This window comes from Paenibacillus tyrphae, assembly GCF_024158745.1.
GTDB classification, from domain to species: domain Bacteria; phylum Bacillota; class Bacilli; order Paenibacillales; family NBRC-103111; genus Paenibacillus_G; species Paenibacillus_G tyrfis_A.
Genome location: NZ_JAMZAW010000021.1, coordinates 110869 through 130181, shown reverse-complemented (window position 1 = coordinate 130181; position 19313 = coordinate 110869). Strand labels below are relative to the sequence as shown.

General features: G+C 57.9%; 14 protein-coding genes. 4 read left to right on the top strand and 10 right to left on the bottom strand.

The genetic code is table 11. The features are described from left to right. Positions 1–100 precede the first annotated feature (100 nt). The 6 genes from NI000_RS27100 to NI000_RS27075 form a co-directional block, all read right to left on the bottom strand. Entirely contained in the window at positions 101–583 is a 483-nt protein-coding gene (locus NI000_RS27100; protein ID WP_253414482.1) for a GyrI-like domain-containing protein, read from the bottom strand. Positions 584–681: 98 nt separating this feature from the next. After that, positions 682–1605: a helix-turn-helix transcriptional regulator gene (locus tag NI000_RS27095; RefSeq protein ID WP_253414481.1), complete on the bottom strand. Its 924-nt coding sequence runs from the start codon at positions 1603–1605 to the stop codon at positions 682–684. 132 nt (positions 1606–1737) lie between these two features. After that, positions 1738–2994, bottom strand: coding sequence for an alpha-L-fucosidase (locus tag NI000_RS27090; RefSeq protein WP_253414480.1), 1257 nt, complete (start codon positions 2992–2994; stop codon positions 1738–1740). A gap of 119 nt (positions 2995–3113) precedes the next feature. Beyond that, positions 3114–4646, bottom strand: coding sequence for an extracellular solute-binding protein (locus NI000_RS27085; RefSeq protein ID WP_253414479.1), 1533 nt, complete (start codon positions 4644–4646; stop codon positions 3114–3116). 89 nt (positions 4647–4735) lie between these two features. Then, a complete protein-coding gene (locus NI000_RS27080) occupies positions 4736–5617 on the bottom strand; it encodes a carbohydrate ABC transporter permease (RefSeq protein ID WP_253414478.1) in 882 nt (293 codons plus the stop codon). 1 nt (position 5618) lies between these two features. Further along, positions 5619–6614: an ABC transporter permease gene (locus tag NI000_RS27075; RefSeq protein ID WP_253414477.1), complete on the bottom strand. Its 996-nt coding sequence runs from the start codon at positions 6612–6614 to the stop codon at positions 5619–5621. Positions 6615–6945: 331 nt separating this feature from the next. Here NI000_RS27075 and NI000_RS27070 point away from each other — a divergent pair, with 331 nt between their 5' ends. Next, positions 6946–8349 carry a TraB/GumN family protein gene (locus NI000_RS27070; RefSeq protein ID WP_253414476.1) on the top strand — a complete coding sequence of 468 codons (1404 nt, stop codon included), beginning with the start codon at positions 6946–6948 and terminating at the stop codon, positions 8347–8349. A gap of 67 nt (positions 8350–8416) precedes the next feature. Here NI000_RS27070 and NI000_RS27065 read toward each other — a convergent pair whose 3' ends face one another. After that, positions 8417–8785 (bottom strand): VOC family protein, encoded by a 369-nt coding sequence (locus tag NI000_RS27065; protein WP_253414475.1) that lies wholly within the window; start codon positions 8783–8785, stop codon positions 8417–8419. A 162-nt stretch (positions 8786–8947) separates the two neighbouring features. Here NI000_RS27065 and NI000_RS27060 point away from each other — a divergent pair, with 162 nt between their 5' ends. Continuing rightward, on the top strand, positions 8948–9661 hold the full coding sequence (locus tag NI000_RS27060) for a TetR/AcrR family transcriptional regulator C-terminal domain-containing protein (RefSeq protein ID WP_253414474.1): 714 nt from the start codon (positions 8948–8950) through the stop codon (positions 9659–9661). Between the two features lie 13 nt (positions 9662–9674). Here the strand turns inward: NI000_RS27060 and NI000_RS27055 are convergent, their stop codons facing one another. From NI000_RS27055 to NI000_RS27045, 3 genes are all read right to left on the bottom strand, one after another. Continuing rightward, a complete protein-coding gene (locus tag NI000_RS27055; protein WP_253414473.1) occupies positions 9675–11993 on the bottom strand; it encodes an AraC family transcriptional regulator in 2319 nt (772 codons plus the stop codon). Positions 11994–12130: 137 nt separating this feature from the next. After that, the gene (locus NI000_RS27050; protein WP_253414472.1) at positions 12131–17242 is read right to left on the bottom strand and encodes a polysaccharide lyase family 8 super-sandwich domain-containing protein; all 5112 of its coding nucleotides are present in this window, start codon (positions 17240–17242) and stop codon (positions 12131–12133) included. A gap of 258 nt (positions 17243–17500) precedes the next feature. Beyond that, positions 17501–17956: a GNAT family N-acetyltransferase gene (locus tag NI000_RS27045; protein WP_253414471.1), complete on the bottom strand. Its 456-nt coding sequence runs from the start codon at positions 17954–17956 to the stop codon at positions 17501–17503. 186 nt (positions 17957–18142) lie between these two features. Here NI000_RS27045 and NI000_RS36815 point away from each other — a divergent pair, with 186 nt between their 5' ends. Next, positions 18143–18265, top strand: a complete 123-nt coding sequence (locus NI000_RS36815) for a hypothetical protein (RefSeq protein ID WP_301292716.1) — start codon at positions 18143–18145, stop codon at positions 18263–18265. Between the two features lie 126 nt (positions 18266–18391). Next, the gene (gene pqqB / locus NI000_RS27040) at positions 18392–19312 is read left to right on the top strand and encodes a pyrroloquinoline quinone biosynthesis protein PqqB (protein ID WP_253414470.1); all 921 of its coding nucleotides are present in this window, start codon (positions 18392–18394) and stop codon (positions 19310–19312) included. Position 19313: the final 1 nt, after the last annotated feature.

Here is a 19313-nt window from a genome sequence, read left to right as displayed (position 1 = left end):
CTTTGAAACAAAACGCTAATTATTACTGCCCGATTCTTTTTGGAAAAAAATTCCCGATATCGCCGGAATGGTGTATCTTCGGGAATTTTTGTTTTGTCAGTTACGCCTCGCGTACCGCCACATAAATCTCGACCTCGGCATCGCCGGGGTCAAAGCCGCGCGCATCGTATACCTCGAAGTCGCCCGTATAGGCACGCTCGTACGACGACGTCTCGAACCACGCCCAGATCCGCTGCCACGCCTCGGCCACGACGCGGGCCACGGAGCCCCGCTCGCTTTTGAACACGACGTACCGCGCCTGCGGAACCGCCTCTACGGCCAGTCCTTCCGGCGCCTGCTCCTTTGCCCACGCATGCCCGATCAGCACCGTGTAAGCTCCGTTCACGTCGCTCTCGTAACCCGTGTACAGCACGTAGGTCAAATGCGGCTCGCTCACACCATCGATCTTGGACAAGTTTGCAGCAAAAAAATCGTTCCACAGCCGCGGAATCGTCCCGTCCGGGCCGGTTTCGCGCTGATTCGTCGTTCGGGCGCTCACGCCGACAAGGTGCATTGCGGGTTTGGAAGCAAAGCTCGTCTCCATAGGTTCGTCCTCTTTTCATCGTATAGTTGCGATCGGTCATCGCGATGTTCTGTAACCTTCGTTTCTTAGTATACGATGCAAAATTGGACAGCACCCTGTCATAGTTCCGCGTACTGCGCAATTATCTTTTGCGCCCGCTCCTTGAGCTCCCTCGCCATAAACGCCGGCTCGTCGATTCTCACCTTGTCCCCGAAGCTGAGCATCCAGCCGTAAAACCACTCGTTGGCCGGATAGCTGCCGCGGACGCGGATCGAACCGTCCGGCAGCCACTCCGCCTGCTCCGTCGGAAACGTATCCTCCACCCGGTCACGGACTTCCGGCCGAAAGGTCAGCACCACCTCGGATGCGCCGGGCTCCGACCATTCCGGCTGCCAGGAATACGAGTCCAGGGCCGGTGCCGGCCGCGGCTCGAAACGCTCCTCCGTCACGCGCAGCTCCCGGACCCGGGACAGCCGGAACACGCGAAATTCGCCCCGCAGCGTGCAGTAGGCATGCAAGTACCACAGGTAGCCTTTGAGGATCAGACCGATCGGCTCCACGGTCCGTTCGGTTCCCGCTCCATCCAGATTCGTGTAGCGAAACGTAACTGTACGACGCTCCCCGATCGCGGTTCTTAGCGCCTGAACCCTCGCCCTTGCCGACGCGCTCTGCCCCCACGGATTGAAGTCGAATGTCAGCGGCGCTCCGCCCTGCTCCAGCAGCTCCCGCTCTGTCGGCTGCAGCATCGTTTTTACTTTCTCCAGAAGATTGGAAACCGATTGGTCGTCGAACGCCGTACGTATGCCTTGAACCGCCGCCAGCATGGACAACAGCTCGTCCAGAGCCAGAAATTGACGGCTGATCGTAAACTGCTCCATAATCTCAAAACCGCCGGTCGTCCCCTGATGCGCAACGATCGGAATGCCCGCCAGGCTCAAAGCCTCGATATCGCGGTAAATCGTCTTGGTGGAAACCTCAAACCGGTCGGCCAGTGCTTTGGCGCTGAGCCTTTTTCGATTCAGCAGCAGCACGGTGATCGCCAATAAACGATCCGTTCTCAGATGCTCCGCCCTCCTGCCTCGTCATGACGGGAAGCTGCCATCGTTCGTCAACAGCCCCTCCGCCGCCTTTTTACGATCATTATAACAGAAAGGGCAAGCGGGGGCCGATGGCATCTATTTATTCCCTTCCTCCCCGGTAACGCAATACACGGACATCGAGCGGATTTTCGGCACAGCGATGCTGTCCAGCACGTTCAGACGCATGCGGTCCGTACGGACCGGAGCAAACCGGTCGATCTTCTTGTGGCCGACCGCACTGCCTCGGACGAGCTCAATCCACTGTCCGTCCAGCATCGCTTCCAGCGAATATTCCCGGATGCATTCGCCATACCGGATGTCTTCCATGAGCACCGCATGATCCAGCTCCATAGGTTCGTCCAGCGCCAATTCCGCCGTACCTTCGGCGTCCTTCACCTCGGCGAGCGGGCTGCCAAAACGGCGGCGGATCTCCTCCCCGAACGCCAGCACGCGCTCCACGTCCGCCTCCGGCAGCAGCCCCCGCCGATCCGGAGCTACGTTCAGCAGCAGCGTCGCTCCGTGCCCGACCGAGCGGTAATACACGTCCATGAGCTCCTCCAGACTAAGCAGGCGAGCTTCGTCGTCCGGATGCCAGAACCAGTGATTCCTGCGAATCGGCACGTCGCACTCGGCCGGCAGCCAGGCCGGCGTTTCCGGCAGCCAGTTCACGGCCGCCTCGGTGAACATGCTGACCCGGGCCGTCTCGGCCGTGTTCCAGCACGGATACGGCGCGACGCCGTCCTCGTTCCCGACCCACCGGATCGTCGGGGCCCCCATGTTGAAAATCATCGCGTCCGGCTGATGCCGTTTGACGAGCGCAATGATGCGCGGCCAATCGTACTGCCGGCCCTCGGACCCGGCCCCGTCGAACCATACCTCGACGAGCGGCCCGTACTGCGTCAGCAGCTCGGTCAGCTGCTCGGCGTAGAAGTCGTCGTAAGCGGCACGATCCCGATAGCACGCCGCATTCCGGTCCCACGGCGATACATAAATGCCGAATCCGAGCCCCTCGCTTCGGCAAGCCTCCGCACAAGCGCGCACGACATCGCCTTTTCCATCAAGCCACGGGCTCGACTTCACCGAATAGTCGGTCGTCCGGGTCGGCCACAGGCAGAAGCCGTCATGGTGCTTCGCGGTCAATATAAAATAGCGGAATCCGGCCTGCTTCGCGGTCCTTACCCACTGGACGGCGTCCAGCGCCGTCGGATGGAAGCGCTCGGGCGAGTCCGAGCCGTCACCCCATTCCTGATCGCAAAACGTATTGATGCCAAAATGGCAGAACATCCCAAGCTCCATATCCTGCCAGCGGAGCTGCTGCTCCGTCGGTATGGCCAACCGTGGCTCATGCTTCATGTGCCGGCACATCTCCTTCCGTTTCTTCAAAATTTTTGGGCAACCTCGCAGCCAAGCCCGCTCTGCCACTCCGTTTGGAGTACAGGCGGGCTTGCTAGCGTCGTTCGTTCCTCTGCGGATTACTTCTGACCCTTGGCTTTAAAGCTGTCGTTCATTTCCTTGATGTGGCTTTGGTAGCCCGGGTCGTCCTTCATCGTCTTGACGAATTTGTCCCAATCGTCGATCGTCGATTTGCCGATAATGACGTTGATCATCATATCGTTGATCTTTTTGTTCCAGTCGGCTCCTTTTTCCTTGAACGGCGCCGATTTCGGCAGCCCGAATTCCGGATTCGGCTCGGATTGTCCCGCGATCGTATCGACCAGCTTTTTATTGTATTCCAGTACGTCGGACGGCATGCCCGGCGCGCTGGCGCGCAAATACTTGTTATAATAGCCGGTTACCCATTGGCCCGTGGAATCGCCCGAATAGCCTTTCTTCTTGCCTTCTTCCGTTTGCGTGACTGCACCGTCGGCGCCGATCGTGAAGTCCGTATCCTTGATGCCGTACGTGCCCAGATTGTAGCCTTCCTCGGTAGCGGTATAATCGTACACTTCCAGAATGCGCTTCAGCTTCTCCTCGCTCACTTTCTTGCTGACGAGGAATTGGCCGTAATAGCCGATGGCCTGCTCGTAATGCGCTTTGCCGTCCGCAGCTTTCGGAATCTCATAGGCCATCAGGTTAGCGTTCGGATTCGCTTTTTTCAAGTCTTGATTGAATTTATAGGCGTCGGAGACGTTCGTGATCGCCGCACCGGCTTTTCCTTGCACGAGCATGTCGCGCACCTGCTGGCTCTTCATGACCGGCAGATCCGGCACGATGCCTCCGGATTGGAACGTTTTGTTCCAGAACTGCATCGCCTCTTTCGCCTGCGGTGTCATCCAGTTCGGGGTGATGCTGCCGTCCGTGCCTTTCTGCCAGCCCGTTCCCGCGCCGAACATACTGATCAGATACCCGGCCGGGCCCGGCGAGCCGAAGAGCGCCAATCCGTACGTGTCGGCTTTGCCGTTGCCGTCCGGGTCGTTCTTCGCGAAGGCCGTGAGTACGTTATGCAGCTCGTCCATCGTCTTCGGCGGCTGCATGCCCAGCTTGTCGAGCCAGTCTTTGCGCAGCAGGAGCGCCTCGGAGCCATCCAGCGGACGCACCCTCGGCAGCGAGTACAGCTTGCCTTTAATGGAGGCGTTATCAAAAACGTTTTGCGGATATTTGGATAAGTTCTGATAATTTTTGACAAACGGTGTCAGTTCCCAGAACGCGCCTTTGTCGATCGCATTCAGGAAGCTTGGCGTCGTATTGAAGTCCTCTACGAACATCACGTCGGTAATGTCGCTCGACGCCAGCAGCACGTTCAGCTTTTCCGTAATATTGTTGGCCGGGATGTAGTTGATTTTCAGATTGACGTTGAATTTCTCGCCGATCTTCTTGAGCCCTTCCAGCTCCCCGGTCGGCGCCGCGCTGAACGCGATCGTCGTGACGGTGATATCCATCGGCTTGCCGGATTTGCCGTCCCCTTGAGCTGCCGGAGCGTCGGACGGCTTCCCGCCGCAGGCGGCGAGCGAAGCGACCAGGGCGACCGATACGGCGCCCGCTGCGATTGTTTTCATCGTTTTCATTCCAAGATGACCTCCCTTAAGTATGTTTCCGGATGCGAGGCGAATGTTCTTTATCGGTGAACGGCCGGACACGGTCAGGCTTGAAACTGTCAGCCTTTGACCGAGCCCACCATCATACCCTTGACGAAATACTTCTGCAAAAACGGATAAATTACAACGATCGGCAGCGAGGAGATGACGACGGCAGCCATTTTGATAACATCCGGCGGCACGGTCTGTTCGCTTTGGATCATGGCCGCGACGCTCGGGTCGGCCACCTGCGTGGACGCCTGAATCAGCAGCAGTTGGAGCAGCACCTGCATCGGCCGCAGCGAGTCGTCGTTAATGTACAGCACCGCGCTGAAATACGTATTCCAGTACGCCACCGCAAAAAACAGTCCGAAAGCGGCCAGCGCCGGCAGCGACAGCGGCAGCATGACCCTGAAGAAGACGCCGATGTCCGAGCAGCCGTCGATGTTGGCGGCCTCCTCCAATTCGGCGGGCACGTCCTGGTAGAAGTTCTTCATCAAGAACACGTACCAGGCCCCAGTCAGCACCGGCAATATGAGTGCCCAGATCGTATCGGTCAGGCCCAAGCTGTCCACAAGCATATAGTTCGGAATCATCCCCGGCTGAAACAGCATCGTGAGCAAAATCGCCACGAGGAAAAATTGCTTGCCCTTGAGCCGCTTGCGTGACAGCACATACGAGAGCGAGCTGGTTACGACAAGACTGAGCAGGGTACCGACGACGGCCAGCGTTGCGCTGATGCCCATCGAGCGGATGAATGTCCCCGTCGACAAGATGTATCGATACGAGTCAAGACTCCATTTTTCCGGAAAAAGAACGACCGACTTCGTCACGTACTCGTTCGCGTCGGTGAACGAGACGATCACCACATACATAAACGGCAGCAGCGTCAGCAGCGAGATGACGGTCAACAGCACGTAATTCGCCGCTTGAAAAAAACGGTAAGAGGCCGATGCTTTCATGTTAGTATAGCCCCTCCTCTCCGAAACGCTTCGCGAGACGGTTGGCCGCAACGACGAGGATGAGACCGACCACGGACTTGAAGACGCCGACGACGGTCGCATAGCCGAACCGGCCGTTCAGGATGCCTACGCGGTAGACGTAGGTGTCGAACACGTCGGCCACGCTGGATACCGGTGCGCTCGCCATCAGGTAAATTTGCTCGAAGCCGACCTCCAGCACTTGTCCGAGCCGCAGGATGAACAGCACGATGATCGTGCTGCGGATGCCCGGCAGCGTAATGTTCAGCATCTGCTTCCAGCGGTTCGCCCCATCGATTTGGGCCGCCTCGTACAGCTCTTGGTTAATGGCCGTAAGCGCTGCGAGGAAAATAATCGTCCCCCAGCCCGCTTCCTTCCAGATGCTCTGCGCGGTCAGCATGAGCCAGAAGCCGTCCGGGTTCGTCAAGAAAGCAATCGACTTGCCCCCGGATTCCGTAATCAATTGGTTGACTACGCCGGTGCCTTGGCTGAGCAGCAGGAAGCAGATACCCACAATGACGACCCAGGATAAAAAGTGAGGCAAGTAAATAACCGTTTGCACGAATTTCTTAAAGAACAGCGCGCGCACTTCGTTCAGCAGCAGCGCCAGCACGATCGGCATCGGGAAGAAAAATAAGATGTTCATAAAGCTGATCCCCATCGTGTTGCGGAACAAAATCCAAAAGTCGGGGTTCGAGAAAAATTCTTGGAAATATTTGAACCCTACCCATTCGCTGCCCCAGAAGCCGCTCCAAGGCGAGTAATCCTTGAAAGCCAGAGCCAATCCCCAAATCGGGAAATATTTAAAAACGAGAAAAAACAGCAATCCCGGCGCCGCGAGCAAGTATAAGCCTTTGTCTCTTCGCAAAGCGACCGCCCATTCTTTGATGAAGCCGTTTGTCTTCGGCCCGGCTCCGTTCTTCCGCAAGCCGGCCGGAACGTTCGTACCGCGAACCGCTTCCGTTTCGGATGAACCCATGCTTCCACCTCCTGCGTTGTCAGATCAATCCGTCTTCGATCGAATATGTCTGCATCGTACAGCGAAGCGGAGGCGGCGGCAAGGCGCAATTCTTGGGGCGGTTTCCGGGCAAAAAAGGAGCATCGCCCCTCGCGACAGATGCCGAAAAGACGCGCCGGTGCACGATTTATCGGCGTCATGCCCACTTCTTATCTTCGCCGGCAATATAAAAAATGAGCATGTCCGCAGCCCGCGTTTTCCACCCAATGGTTGAGTTTTCCAGTCGAAAGGTCTATAATCAGTACTGCTTTCATCTATGATTCTACTACATACATCTAGGAGGCAACATCTCATGAAATCTGGAACATGGAACAAGTGGAAACGCGGCCTGGCCGGGGGCTTGCTCGCCGTCACCACAATGCTCGGAACCGTCGTACCCGCACTGGCGAACGAAGCGCCACAGGCTGCGCCTCAGATCAGTCCATGGTCGATGGGCGTACTGAACGAAGGGGAAAAATACGGTATTTTCCCGCTGTCTTGGTACTATGACGGAACCTTTCAAAAACCGATCGCTCATGATAGATTTCAATCGTTAGTCCAAGCAGCCGGAGCGAAGCTGGATGCGCTGGGATTAAGCAAAAAGGGCGAGTTCACGCTGCCATCGGGAACCGCAACGATCACTAGAGACACCGTTCTCCAATCTTTGTTCGCTTTGTTAAAGCAATACGAGCTGCCGGCAGCCTTCGAGATGGATAAGGACGCTGAGCCGATTGCGTATTTGCAGAAAAAAGGCATCGTCCAAGGAACGGGCAGCGGTCTGGAGCTGGATCAACCGTGCACCGTCGAGCAGGCGGCCGTGCTGGCCAGTCGGGTCATCGAATATGCCTACGAAACTGCCGACGGCGGGGCAAAAGGGCTTTTCTGGAAAGTGACCAAGGGGAACAACACGATGTATTTGTTCGGATCGATTCATCTGGGGATTCCGGAGATGTATCCGCTGCGGAAACAGGTCAAGGATGCGTTCCAATCGTCCGACGCGCTGCTGGTCGAAGTGAATCTCATGCCGGACGACACGGCTGGATTAGAGTATTTCACCAGTCTGACGAGCTATAACGACGGCACGACGCTGAAGGATCACGTCTCCAAAGAAACCTATGAAAAGCTGGAGCGCGTAATCGACAAATTGGGACTGCCCAAGCAAGCCTTCGATCAGCTTAAGCCTTGGGTGATCAGCTCCAACCTGTCCCTTACGGCGCTTATGAAATCTCCTGAGGAGTTGGTGCAGGCGACCGCTTTGGGTGTCGATATGCACTTCCTGTCGAGTGCCAAGCTGGCTGGAAAACCGGTGCAGGAGCTGGAAGGGTTCAAGCTGCAAGGTGATGTTCTGAGTAGCGCGTCTCCGCAAGAGCAGGAGAAGGAATTGAATGCGATGCTGGACCACCTGTTGACGCCTGACGCCACCGCTCCGGATATGGCCGCACAATTCAAGCAATGGCAGCAGCTGTGGGCCAAGGGGGACTTGGACGGCTTTACCCAATCCTTCTCCGCTTCTTCCCAGCAGTTTAACCAAAGCGGGCTGGCTCAAAGGCTGCTCGGGGAACGGGACAAGAACATGACGAAAAAACTGGCGGAATTGTTGGAGAAAGACGGTAAATCCACTTATTTTGTCGTCATCGGTGCGGCGCACTATGCGGTGAAAGATATGGTTCTCGACCAATTGAAGCAAAAAGGCTACGACGTGCAATTTATTAAATAACACTAGGCGATAAAAGTGCCGCCCCGTATCGAAGCGAATTCGATATGGGGCGGTTTCTTGCTATTCGTCATTCGGATTCGCGAAAGAAAGACGTGACTTCAAAGAGCAGGCCGCCAAGGGCCGTAAAGTACAAGGTATAGCCGCCTCTCATTTTTCTGGGACCGTGCTCCGTATGAATATTGGCGGCAGCGAGCTTGGCGTAGAACTCATCTACCTCGGCCATCGTTTCAACATAAAAACCGATGTGGAAATCCTTCGGGTAAGTTACGGTTTCTTCTCCAAAACGGCTCAAAACCAAGGTAAAGCCCTCTCCATCGCTCATCACGGCGAGAGCGTCGCCTTTCTGGCCGAGCAGTTGAAAGCCGAATAAACTCTGGAAGAAATCCGTTGCTTCGGGCAGATCGTTGACGCAAAGATTTAAGTGGTTCAGTTTCATATAATTGCCTCCTTTATAACTTTGACTCTACCGCAGGGCAGAATATGTACTTTATCGCAGGTATTCACCAGGATCACCTTTTAATCTAATTATATTAGATTAATCTAATAGTGTTAGAATAATCTAATATGGTATACTTGTCAACGGAAAGGGTGAATTCTTATGGCTAGGAAAAGGATCTCTCCCCCGGACTCCATCCTGGGTTGGCCGGAGGCAGAAGCCGCGCATGTTCCGCTCGACCGGGTTCGTATCCTTCAAACCGCGCTGCAGGTGCTGGATGAGATCGGCCTGAAGGAACTCAGCATGCGCAAAATCGCAGACAAGCTGCAGGTCAAAACCGCCTCCTTATATTACCATTTCAAAGATAAAGAGCAGCTGATGCAATTGCTTTCGGACAAAATCAGCGGGGAAATGGTTTGGCCGGAGGCGTCGCTACCATGGAAAGAGCAAGTGTTGCAATGGGGAATTCAGTTCAGGAAAGTCCTTCTTCAGCACCGGGATGCGGTAGAGCTGTTCAATCTTACCATCGGGGTAGGCTATCAGCGTCTAACGCAAATCGAAAAGCTCTATCAGCTCTTCGTCTCGGCGGGCTTCACGGACCCTCAAATTCCGTGGATCGCGTCCATGCTGAAAAACTATGTGCTGGGATTCGTCGCCGAAGAAACCCGGCTTCACGCTTTTGCCGGGGATGAAGCTCATGGTTCGTTTGAAGCAATGGGCGAGCGGTACAGCCGGTTTTTTCAACAATTACCGGAGGAGCAATTCCCCAATACGATCCGCCTGGCCCCTCATATCACGAATACGGATTGGGAGAAGGAGTTTTCTTTTGGCTTAAGCGTATTGATCGAAGGTTTTTCAACCTTTCAACCAAAATAAAACAGGTCCGGCTTTACGCCGAACCCGTCTCGCGGAACTGACCGGGCGTTTGCCCGGTTTGTTTTTTGAATACGCGGATGAAATTTTTCGGCTGATAGCCGACGCTCTCCGCCACTTCGGCGACGGACAGGCCGGTCGTCTGCAGCAGCGTCTTGGCGCGGTCGATGCGGTAGGCCGTCAAATATTCGATGAACGACACACCCACGATCCGCTTGAACAGCTTGCTGAAATAAGGCGGGCTAAGCCCGCAGCGCTCGGCGACTTGATCCAGCGACAGATCGATATGATGATTCGCCTCGATATAAACGATGGCGGTCTCAAACGTCCGCTCGTATTCCTGATGGTGCCTTTGCTGCACCTTCCGGGCAATCGGACGGATCAGCCGCTCCCGGAACCAGTCGTTCAGCTCCTGGATCGAATGCACGTTCTTGATCTGCACGTACAGGTCGGTTTCGTCACCGGTGCCGTCGCCTTCCTTAAGCGACAGATTGAGCAGGAAGACGACCCGCAGCGCGGCGGTGAGGAGCTGGTAATAGGCCGTCCGAATCCGCTCCGTCTCCCGCAGCGTCTCCTGCGCATAGGCGGCGAACTGCTCAAGCTGCAGCTCCGCTTCCGCGGCATCGCCGTTGCGCAGCGCCTGCTCCAGCCCCGCTTCGATCTCGAACGGGTACGGGTAGGACTTCGCTTCCCCGATGTCTCCGTCCCCGCTGCGGATGACTTGACCGGTCCCGGCCCAGAAGCGGGAGCGGATCGCCATCGCCGCCTGCGCGAACAGCCTTGGCATGCCGCCCGGCGCCCCCGGCCCGTCCCCAAGCCCCGCCGTGACCGGCAGCTTCAAGTAGTCGGCCAGCACGGCGCGCAGTCCCGCGGCCAATTCCTGCACGTGCGCGAACCATGCCACAGGGTCCTCGGTGTCTTCCCAGAGCCAGACGGCAATCTGATCGTTCAGCAGGTTCACGACCATGCCGCTTGCACCCTGCTGCGCGAGTACGTCCTGCGCGATATTTTTCATCGTAAATACGATCAATTCCTTGTCGCTTTCCCGAAACCGGCTGCTGCCGTCCGGCGACTGATCGTAAGCGAGCGCAAAAACGGCGTGCATGTGCTGATAGGGCACGGCATAGCGTTCGAACAGAACCGGAAGCTGCTCCGGCGTATAATGCGCGTAATGCCCTTGCAGCCACTGCAGCGCGAACGCCTCGCGAATGGCCGGCAGCTGCCGGTTGAGCTGCGTCTGCAGGCGGGTTGTCGCCTGATTCAGCTCCGCCCACCGGCTCTGCACGTAGCCGATCTCGTCGGCCAGCAGCTCCTCGTCCCGGTTCCCGCGCACCAGCGAAACCAGATGCTCGATCGGCCGGTACAGCCGCTTCGTGCTCCACGCCGTCGCCGCTGCGCCCAGCAGCAGAAATACCAGCACAATGACCACGGTGATGACGGCGATGCCGCGGGATTTGGCATTCAACTCCTGCAAAGGCACCATATCGAGGTACGTCCAGCCATTGAACGAAGAATGGAGGGCGGTGACCAAATAATCGCGACCTTCCCACGCGAAGGAGAAGGCGCGCCCGGGATGCTCTCCCACCTGCTCGTACAACCCTTGGGGAGCGGGCTGCCCGGCCGACGAGACGACCTCCCGGCCCTCCTCGTTCAAGATGAACGAAAGCTCGTCCGGATAAGCGGAAAAACGCGTCATATTTTCCTGAAGGAACGACGGATTCAGCTGCAGAAGCAGCAGCCCGATCGGCTCCGAGGCTTGAAACGGCACCTGACACACGAGCGTTACGCCCGCCTGTCCGCCGGGGGCGTCCCCCATAAACCGGAACGTATCGTGGCTCCAGTACATCGCTTCGCGGGAAGCAAGCAGGCCTTGCAGTTGCCGGCGGTCCTCCTCTCCGGCTACCTTATGTCCGCCTTGATCCGGCGACACCAGATAATCGTCTTCGGCAATATACATGACAATGCGGCTAATCTCGGCGTTGCTATTTTGAAGAGAAGATAAATTTTGGAATAAATTGGAGTAAAATCCGGCGTAGTTCGTCCATTTCTGCTCCGTCAGGTTGCCGTTGAAGAACGAACCGAGCAGCATCTGAAGCGCATTGCTGCGGACCCGCTGCAGCGCCGTATCGATGGAGTACGAAGCGTGCTTCAAGACGCGGGCGTTGGCTTGGTCCACTTCCTCGCGGATCGCGGACGACGAAAACCAATAGCTGGAGAACCCGACAAAGATGACGGGGAAGATCGAGGCAAAAAGCGATACGGCGAGCATGCGCCGCAGCATCGACTTGCGAAACGAAGCAAACGGGTTCCGTATGCGGAAATAGGTGCGTTTCATGGTGTATGACTCCCCCTCGCTTTCTCCACTTTAGTCTAATGCGTCGTCCCGCCATTTGGCAAGACCACAGGCGCACCGGTCAAAAAGACACGGTACGCCCGCATGGATGGCTTTCTATAGTCCTGTCCGGCAATCGCCTACTTCCCTTGCGGGTCGGCTGCCGTGATCATGTGCAGCAGCACTTGGGCGACTTCGGCGCGTACCGCGTGAACTTGCGGAGCAAGCCTATCTTCCGCCTGCCCCTGCAGGAAGCCGAGCTTAACGGCTTGCCGGACCGCGTCCTCCGCCCATGCGGAAATTTGTCCGGCATCCCGGTAGCCTGCAAGCTGCTGTACATCCGGCGCTGCCGTCTTGCCGCCCTGGAAAGCGTAAGCCCGCATCAGCATGACGGCCATTTGCTCCCGGGTGATCGGTTCGCCCGGAGCAAACGACGTACTCGTCACTCCGTCGACTACCCCCGCTTCATGGACAGCCGCAATCGCGTCCGCATACCACGCCTTCGGGTCCACGTCGCGGAAAGGCGTCCCCGACGGGCTTGCTTTCAGTCCAAGGGTGCGAACGAGCATGGCAGCAAATTCCGCACGCGTCGTCGCTCCTTGGGGGTTGAATTCGCGTTCCGTCACGCCGCTGACGATATGCTTGGACGCCATGACTTTCAGCGTACGGTACGCCCAGTGATCCTCCGACACATCCGCGAACGATTTGTCGTAATCCAGCACGGCGAACGTGCAGCAGGCCGTAACGGCTGCAGACACCGTACCTGCCGCTTTATCGACCTTCGCTCCGACAAAATCCCATGTCTTCGACGTTTCGTTGTATGCGTAAATGCCCAGTCTGTCCGGATCGGCCGTCCGGGCGGCATCGTAAGGCAGCTTCAGCACGACCGGCGCGGAGAACTTCTCCGGACGGAACACCGGTTTGTTTGGCGCGACGGCCCTGATTCCAAGCTCATACACGGTCCCCGCCAAGCGAAGCTCCGACGACGTGTCTGGCTTGGCCGCATTCGGCGCGACCGCCTGTTCTGCGGCAGGGAGCAGACGCAGCACAATCCGCGCGTCCGCCGTATCCGAAGGCAGGCTGCCGCTCACTTGTTCCAGCACCGCGGCCGGAATCGTGAGCGCTGCCTTGCCGATTTCCACTTCCAGCGGGTTGTTCCGCAGCAAGGAGGCCGCTTGTGCCGGGAGCGCCAGTTCTGACGCCGATTCGTCCATGCGCAGCGTCACTTTGCCATTCGCTGCTCGCTGCAGCTCCTCTTCCTTCACGACGACCGTGCCGGGCTTCTTGGACGGATCGTTCGATCCCGCCGCAGCAGAGCCGGATGCTCCAGGCTGCGAAGCGGAACCCGGCGAAGCCTCAGGTGTTGACGAGCCCGAGTCCGAGCCGGAATCCGAATCGGAGCTCGAATCAGGCTTCGGCGACGGTCCAGGGCTAGGGCCTGGACCAGGCTCAGGCGTTGGGCCAGGTCCAGGCTCTGGTTTCGGCCCCGGGCCGGGACCTGGCTTCTCGGGCTCTATGCCCGCCGTGGTCATCGTCACGCTAGGTCCCCCGGCGCTCCAGTTGCCTGCGCCGTCCACCGCCTCGACGCGGAACGTGTACGCCGTGTTCGGGGCCAAGCCCCGGATCACGGTCGAATACACGCTGCCGGCCACGGTGGCCGATTGACCGGCACCCCAGCCGACGCGGTATGCGGCTACGCCGTTGTCATCGGCGGCAGGCGTCCAAGCGAGCGTGACTTCGCCGCGGTTCACTTCCGCTGCGGTTAACGCACTGCCCGACGGCCACGTAGGAGCGGCCGTATCCGGCCGCTCCGTACGCAAAGTCGTTACTGTTACGCTTGGACCGTCAGTGCTGACGCGTCCGCCTGCATCCGCCACCTGTACGGCGAACGTATAAGTCGTGCCCGGCGCCAATTGGCGCACGTCATACCCGTAGGTGCTGCCGCTGACGCTGGCGATCGGGGCTCCGTTCTGATAGATGCGGTACGTCGCATCGGTTACCGTGCTCGTCACCGCCCCGGACCAGGCGAGGGATACGCCGGTTTCCGAGACGTTAGTGGCCTGCAGCACACCGCCCTCCCAGTGCGGGACGAGCGGGTCGCGCAGCTTGATCGTGTGCGTCGCCCCTGCCGAACCGGCCACGTTGATCTGTACGATCAGTTTAGGCGACGTCTGAATGACCTGCACCGTGCTATCCTGACTTACCGGCACCAGCGAGCCGCGGTTCAGCTCGACGGTAACCGACGATTGCTTCTGCGTCGGATCGGAGACGGAGAGCGTGATTTCTCCATTCCGCTCCTTCACCATCGCGGAAACCGGATTTCGCGCCGTCAACGAATCGACCGTCGCGGCCTGCCAGAAATTCGCCGCCGTGATCCCGAGCGACGGCTTTCGCACCGCCTGCACCTGAGCATTGTTCGCGAGAATCGACACCGGCGGCTGCGCGCTGTAGTTCTGGGTTGCCGCCGCATTCCGGTTCGGCAGCAGAACGTAAGCGTAATCCGCGTTCACCGGCTTGACGCCGTGCGCAAAAGCCAGACTCAGGTAATTACGGGTGATCGGCGTCGAGCTGAACCCCGTATTGATGTCCTTCCACGCTCCGGTGCGCGCTTCCCGTTTCACAGCCACATTTGCGCCGTTCGGGAAATAATACCCTATATCCGTCCCCGGAACGTTCCCGGTCAAATGCGCCCATTGGACCGTCCGATTGAGATCCGTGGTCTCCTTCGGCACGACGGTACCATCGATCGTCAGAATGTTGTCGTTCCCGTCCGTCAGCTTCCGGTTGTCGGCAATGGTCTCAACGGGATTGCTGCCCGTGGAGGTGATGCCGGCGCCGAGCGCGACGATTTCATCGTCGAGCAAGAACCAAGATTTTTTACCCTGCAGGTCGCTGCCCGTGAGCTTCTTGAGCGTAAAGTCCATGCCGACCGCGCTGTACAGACCGTCCAGCGTAGAGCCGCCCACCCACGTTTGGGTGTTGGGATAGCTCGCCCAATCGGTCGCCGTCAGCGTTTTGCCGGAGCCGTCCGTCGTCGTGCCCGGCAGCCGGAACGAGTCCACCGTCGGCCAAAAATCGTTGCGGTACTGCGTCTGATCGTCATTGTACAAATACGTCATGCCTACGCCCGTAAACCAGCCCTTCAAGTTCTCGCCGTTGCCCTTCTCGAACGAGGAGATCCGGTCGGAGAAGAGGCTGACGCCGAACAGGTAACCGGGACGGAAATGAAACACTTTGTCCATACCCGCCATGATCTGGCTCTTCACCAGCTCGCCGCGCGGCTGTACACTGGGATCGTTCAACAATCCTTTCAGCAGCTTGATTTCATAAATCGACGAGGACGCCTGATAATAATTCGTCGTGATTCGATCCTTCGTAATCCATTCCTTGACCATGCTGCGGTAAGCGGCCGCTTTATCCGCCGGTGCGCCGTCGGACATGCGCAGGATGGTCATCATCAGCCCCCGTGCGGAACCCGCGGTTTGCCGGGAAATGCCCCGCCCGTTCGTCATATCGAGCGCAAGCCCGTTATAGATGATCGGCTCGAAGCTTTGACTCACCCAATCGTACACAGTGTTCGTCCGCGGGTCCGTAATCGGCCAAGGCGAGCCGTTCAGCATGTAGCCCATATCCGCAGCGCCCTTCAGCCACACCCCGCCGTACCCTGCGGTATAAGCGATGTTCGTGTGCTGCACCAGCGAGCCGTCGCGGTACACCCCGTCGCCGCTCGTCGTATAGACAAACTCGCTGCCGATTGCATCGCGGCCCTGTACGATTTTCGCGCCGTTCTTGCCGATCACGCCGCGAAGCGTAACGACCAGCGCTTTGTCCAACAGGTTCGCGCCGTTCTGCTTCTTCCCTTTCACTCCGAGAACGGAGGAATAGACCGGGTCCGGGCAAAATTTGTCGATCGCCCTGATGTACTGCTCCACCTGCGCCGGGCTCAGATCGTCATACAGCAGCACAAGAATATCGTTAATGGTTTGAGCCGCCCCGATCTCCCAGTCCCACCAGTTGTCATACGGCGCTTTGTTCTCGTTGTACCGGTTCGCGTACATCCAGTCCATGGCCTCGACAAGATCCTTCTTCAGCGCCGGATTGTTGTACAAAGCCGAGTAAGGCGTCTTATAAGCGACCGCCATCGTTCTTAAGCGGGAGAAATTCGATGTCATCTGCGCGGAGACCGTCGTGCTAGCCAGATCGCTCCACAGATACGTGCGTCCCGCCGCCGTGTTCAGCTTGTTCCAAAATCCGGTTTGCTCCGCATTGCTGACAGAGGAAGCCAGATTGTCCAGAAAATAAGCGTAGTCGGCATCCGCAGGGTCATAGCCGGTACCGCCCGTCAGCTTGTCCAGCCACTTCAGCCGGATCGTATCGTAAGCCTGCATCATTTGGGCGCTTTCCACGCTGACGATCGATTGCGCCGACAAACGGCCGTCATCGGTCCGCGCGGTAATGGTGGCGGAACCGACCTGGTTGCCCGTTACCAAGCCCGCGGCCGATACGGAAGCGACCGAAGCGTCGGACGACGACCAGAGCACCGTTACGCCGGATGCCGCGCTGCTCGGCGTAATGACCGGAGTCAGCTGCGCGGTTTTCCCCACTTCGACGGATACTGCGGTTGGCTCCAAAGCAATACCGGTCGCCCCGGTCCACTCCGTGAGCGTCACATCGTCCACCCAAGCGGTGCCGGAAGCAAAATCGAAGATCGGCTCCACCACGACTTTGTTCACGTTCGACGGAATCGTCAGATATAGATCGTACGGCTGCCAATCGCTGGTTCCTTTTAGTTTCGGCGTTAACGGGCCGTCGCTGATTTTCGTGTTCGTAGAGCCGTTATAATAAAGATACTGCGTCCGGACATACATGCCGCCGCTTCCGGCGTTCACGTTGTCCGTCTTCATCCACAAAGACAGCTTATAGCTTTTATTCGGTGTGACGAGCGGCGATTGCGTGACGGAAGCCCGGTCCGACGTCGCGCTTCCGGACAGCTTCAGGGACTTCGTCCCGCCGTGCACTTGTGTCGAGTCCACAGCGAAGGTGCCACCGCCGACCTTGAATCCGCCTGTCCAGTTGGACGGCGCTTTCCCTCCCGTCCACTTTCCGGAGCTGTCCGTGACAACGGTTTCAAAATCGCCGTTCAACACCAAACTACCCGTAGCGGCCATCCCGATTCCTCCTCCTATCGGGACAAACCAGCCGGGCATCACTAATGCCAGGATCGTCAAAATTTTCACCATGTTCATTTTCATTCCGGTCCCTCCCAGCGGCTTTCGGCCAAACGTCCCCCCAGTTCAAGCAGTACGCGCGGGACTCCGGCCGCTATTGCATCTCTATACTTACAGAAACGCCGTCCGCTCGGCAAGGCTCAATTCTTGTAAATCCGTCCGGGCAAAAAATGTTCCCGGCTTTTCCCCGCCGTAGACAGCCATTTTCAAACGAAAAAACCCGTCTTATGAAGCCCATAAGGACGGGTTAAGCATCATCATAATTTCCGGCCGCAAGCCGGATTAATTAACTTCTTTTTCCAATATGGTAATGAACACTTGGGGCGCGACTTCCACGTCTTTGGACTCCGCAAATCCGAATTGCTTGTATAACGAAATTGCGGAACCATTTTTGGCCCCTGTGCTCACTGCAAATTTGCGGATGCCCGGTTCGGATTCAAGCGCGTACTGAACCAAGCTTCTCCCGATGCCTCTGCGGAAATAATCCGGATGCACAACCAACCGGGTAATGTGCAGCACGTCCTCCTGCTTTTCGACCGCCACGACCCCCGCCAACGTCCCGTCCGCAGTATAGCCGTAAAACGTCTCCTCCGCTTGCATTATCGTCTGGACCGTATCCCGGAGCTGAGGGATGCCGTCGAAGCCGATCAGCTCCGCTTCGACACGGTAGGCCGGAAGCTGCACCCGAAGCACTTGCTCGGCCACGGCAGGCTGCGTCATGTCCAACTTATGTATCATCTCAACCATATCTCCTTCTCGTCTATGTTTGGTATCCCTTTATTGTAACGAAGAAGCGCGGGACCGACCAAGCTAAAAAACAGGTTTAGTCAAACAATCCAAGAGGATACTTTTGAACAAAACCCGAGTCGTTTTTCCATAAAAATACATATCACCACTGACGTTCGAATAGGATACATTGTGGACATGGCCCCCGGTCCGATGCGCCCGTTTTTCTGCCGTCCGCAGCAGCTTGCGGCCGGATTGAACTTTACCGGGAATTCGAGTGAGGAAGGAGGGAACGACGATGTGGGTCAAGCCAAAAGCTAAAATCATCGACGTCTGTGCCGAAGTGACCGGTTATGCCTGCCAGAAATAAACGGTTCTTTGAGCCGCAGCACACAACAATCGGGTTGCCGGAGAAATCCGGCATCCCTTCTATAAGGGGGACGACCGATGCTTCTCAAAATTATCGGGACGGCGGCCGGAGGAGGCTTTCCGCAGTGGAACTGCGCTTGCCCCAACTGCCGCTTGGCACGCGCCCGCGACGGACAGGCGCTTACCCGGATGCAAAGCAGCGTGGCCGTCAGCAGCGACGGAGCCGCGTGGTACTTGATCAACGCTACGCCGGATATCCGCCAGCAGATCGAATCGCAGCCCTCCCTTCGCCCCGGACCGGGACTCCGCAGCACGCCGATCGCGGGGGTCCTGCTGACCGATGCGGAGCTCGATCATACGATCGGGCTGCTTAGTTTAAGGGAGGGCGGGCAGTTGGACATTTTTGCGACCGGTCCGGTCATGCAAGCGCTGGCCGGGCCTTTTCCCGTCCGCCATATGCTGGAGCCGTACGCGGGCGCGCGCTGGCGGGAAATGACGCCCGGCGATCCTATTGCCCTGTTCGCCGGAAGGCTGGAGGTTACCCCATTCAGCCTCGGGTCCAAGGCGCCCCGCTACGCTTACGGATGCTTGGATGGGGACGAAGGGAACACAGCCCCTGCTTGGGTCGTCGGCTACCGGATAGAGGACCGGCTGACCGGCGGCAAAGCCGTCTACGCCCCGGGCGTGGAGGCCTGGTCGGACGAGCTGGAGCGGATGCTGACGGATGCGGACTGCATTTTGCTGGACGGCACCTTCTGGCAGGCCGATGAGCTGAAGGGGCTGGGCGTCTCGGAGCTGGCCGCTTGGGACATGGGACACGTCCCGATCGACGGAACGGACGGGAGCCTGCACCGGCTTGCCCGCCTGACCGCGGCACGTAAAATTTACGTGCACATCAACAACACCAATCCAATACTGAATCCCGCGTCGTCCGAATGCCATACGCTGCTTGCACTCGGCATCGAAATCGGATACGACGGCATGGAGCTGGAGGTATGAC

Excerpts from the sequence above, each read along its gene's own strand:
- NI000_RS27060 (WP_253414474.1), top strand. The coding sequence starts at position 8,948 with ATGGCTAGGAAAAGGATCTCTCCCCCGGACTCCATCCTGGGTTGGCCG.
- NI000_RS27085 (WP_253414479.1), bottom strand. The coding sequence starts at position 4,646 with ATGAAAACGATGAAAACAATCGCAGCGGGCGCCGTATCGGTCGCCCTG.
- NI000_RS27055 (WP_253414473.1), bottom strand. The coding sequence starts at position 11,993 with ATGAAACGCACCTATTTCCGCATACGGAACCCGTTTGCTTCGTTTCGC.
- NI000_RS27080 (WP_253414478.1), bottom strand. The coding sequence starts at position 5,617 with ATGAAAGCATCGGCCTCTTACCGTTTTTTTCAAGCGGCGAATTACGTG.
- NI000_RS27045 (WP_253414471.1), bottom strand. The coding sequence starts at position 17,956 with ATGATACATAAGTTGGACATGACGCAGCCTGCCGTGGCCGAGCAAGTG.
- NI000_RS36815 (WP_301292716.1), top strand. The coding sequence starts at position 18,143 with ATGGCCCCCGGTCCGATGCGCCCGTTTTTCTGCCGTCCGCAGCAGCTT.
- NI000_RS27050 (WP_253414472.1), bottom strand. The coding sequence starts at position 17,242 with ATGAAAATGAACATGGTGAAAATTTTGACGATCCTGGCATTAGTGATG.
- NI000_RS27065 (WP_253414475.1), bottom strand. The coding sequence starts at position 8,785 with ATGAAACTGAACCACTTAAATCTTTGCGTCAACGATCTGCCCGAAGCA.
- NI000_RS27100 (WP_253414482.1), bottom strand. The coding sequence starts at position 583 with ATGGAGACGAGCTTTGCTTCCAAACCCGCAATGCACCTTGTCGGCGTG.
- pqqB (WP_253414470.1), top strand. The coding sequence starts at position 18,392 with ATGCTTCTCAAAATTATCGGGACGGCGGCCGGAGGAGGCTTTCCGCAG.
- NI000_RS27075 (WP_253414477.1), bottom strand. The coding sequence starts at position 6,614 with ATGGGTTCATCCGAAACGGAAGCGGTTCGCGGTACGAACGTTCCGGCC.
- NI000_RS27070 (WP_253414476.1), top strand. The coding sequence starts at position 6,946 with ATGAAATCTGGAACATGGAACAAGTGGAAACGCGGCCTGGCCGGGGGC.
- NI000_RS27090 (WP_253414480.1), bottom strand. The coding sequence starts at position 2,994 with ATGAAGCATGAGCCACGGTTGGCCATACCGACGGAGCAGCAGCTCCGC.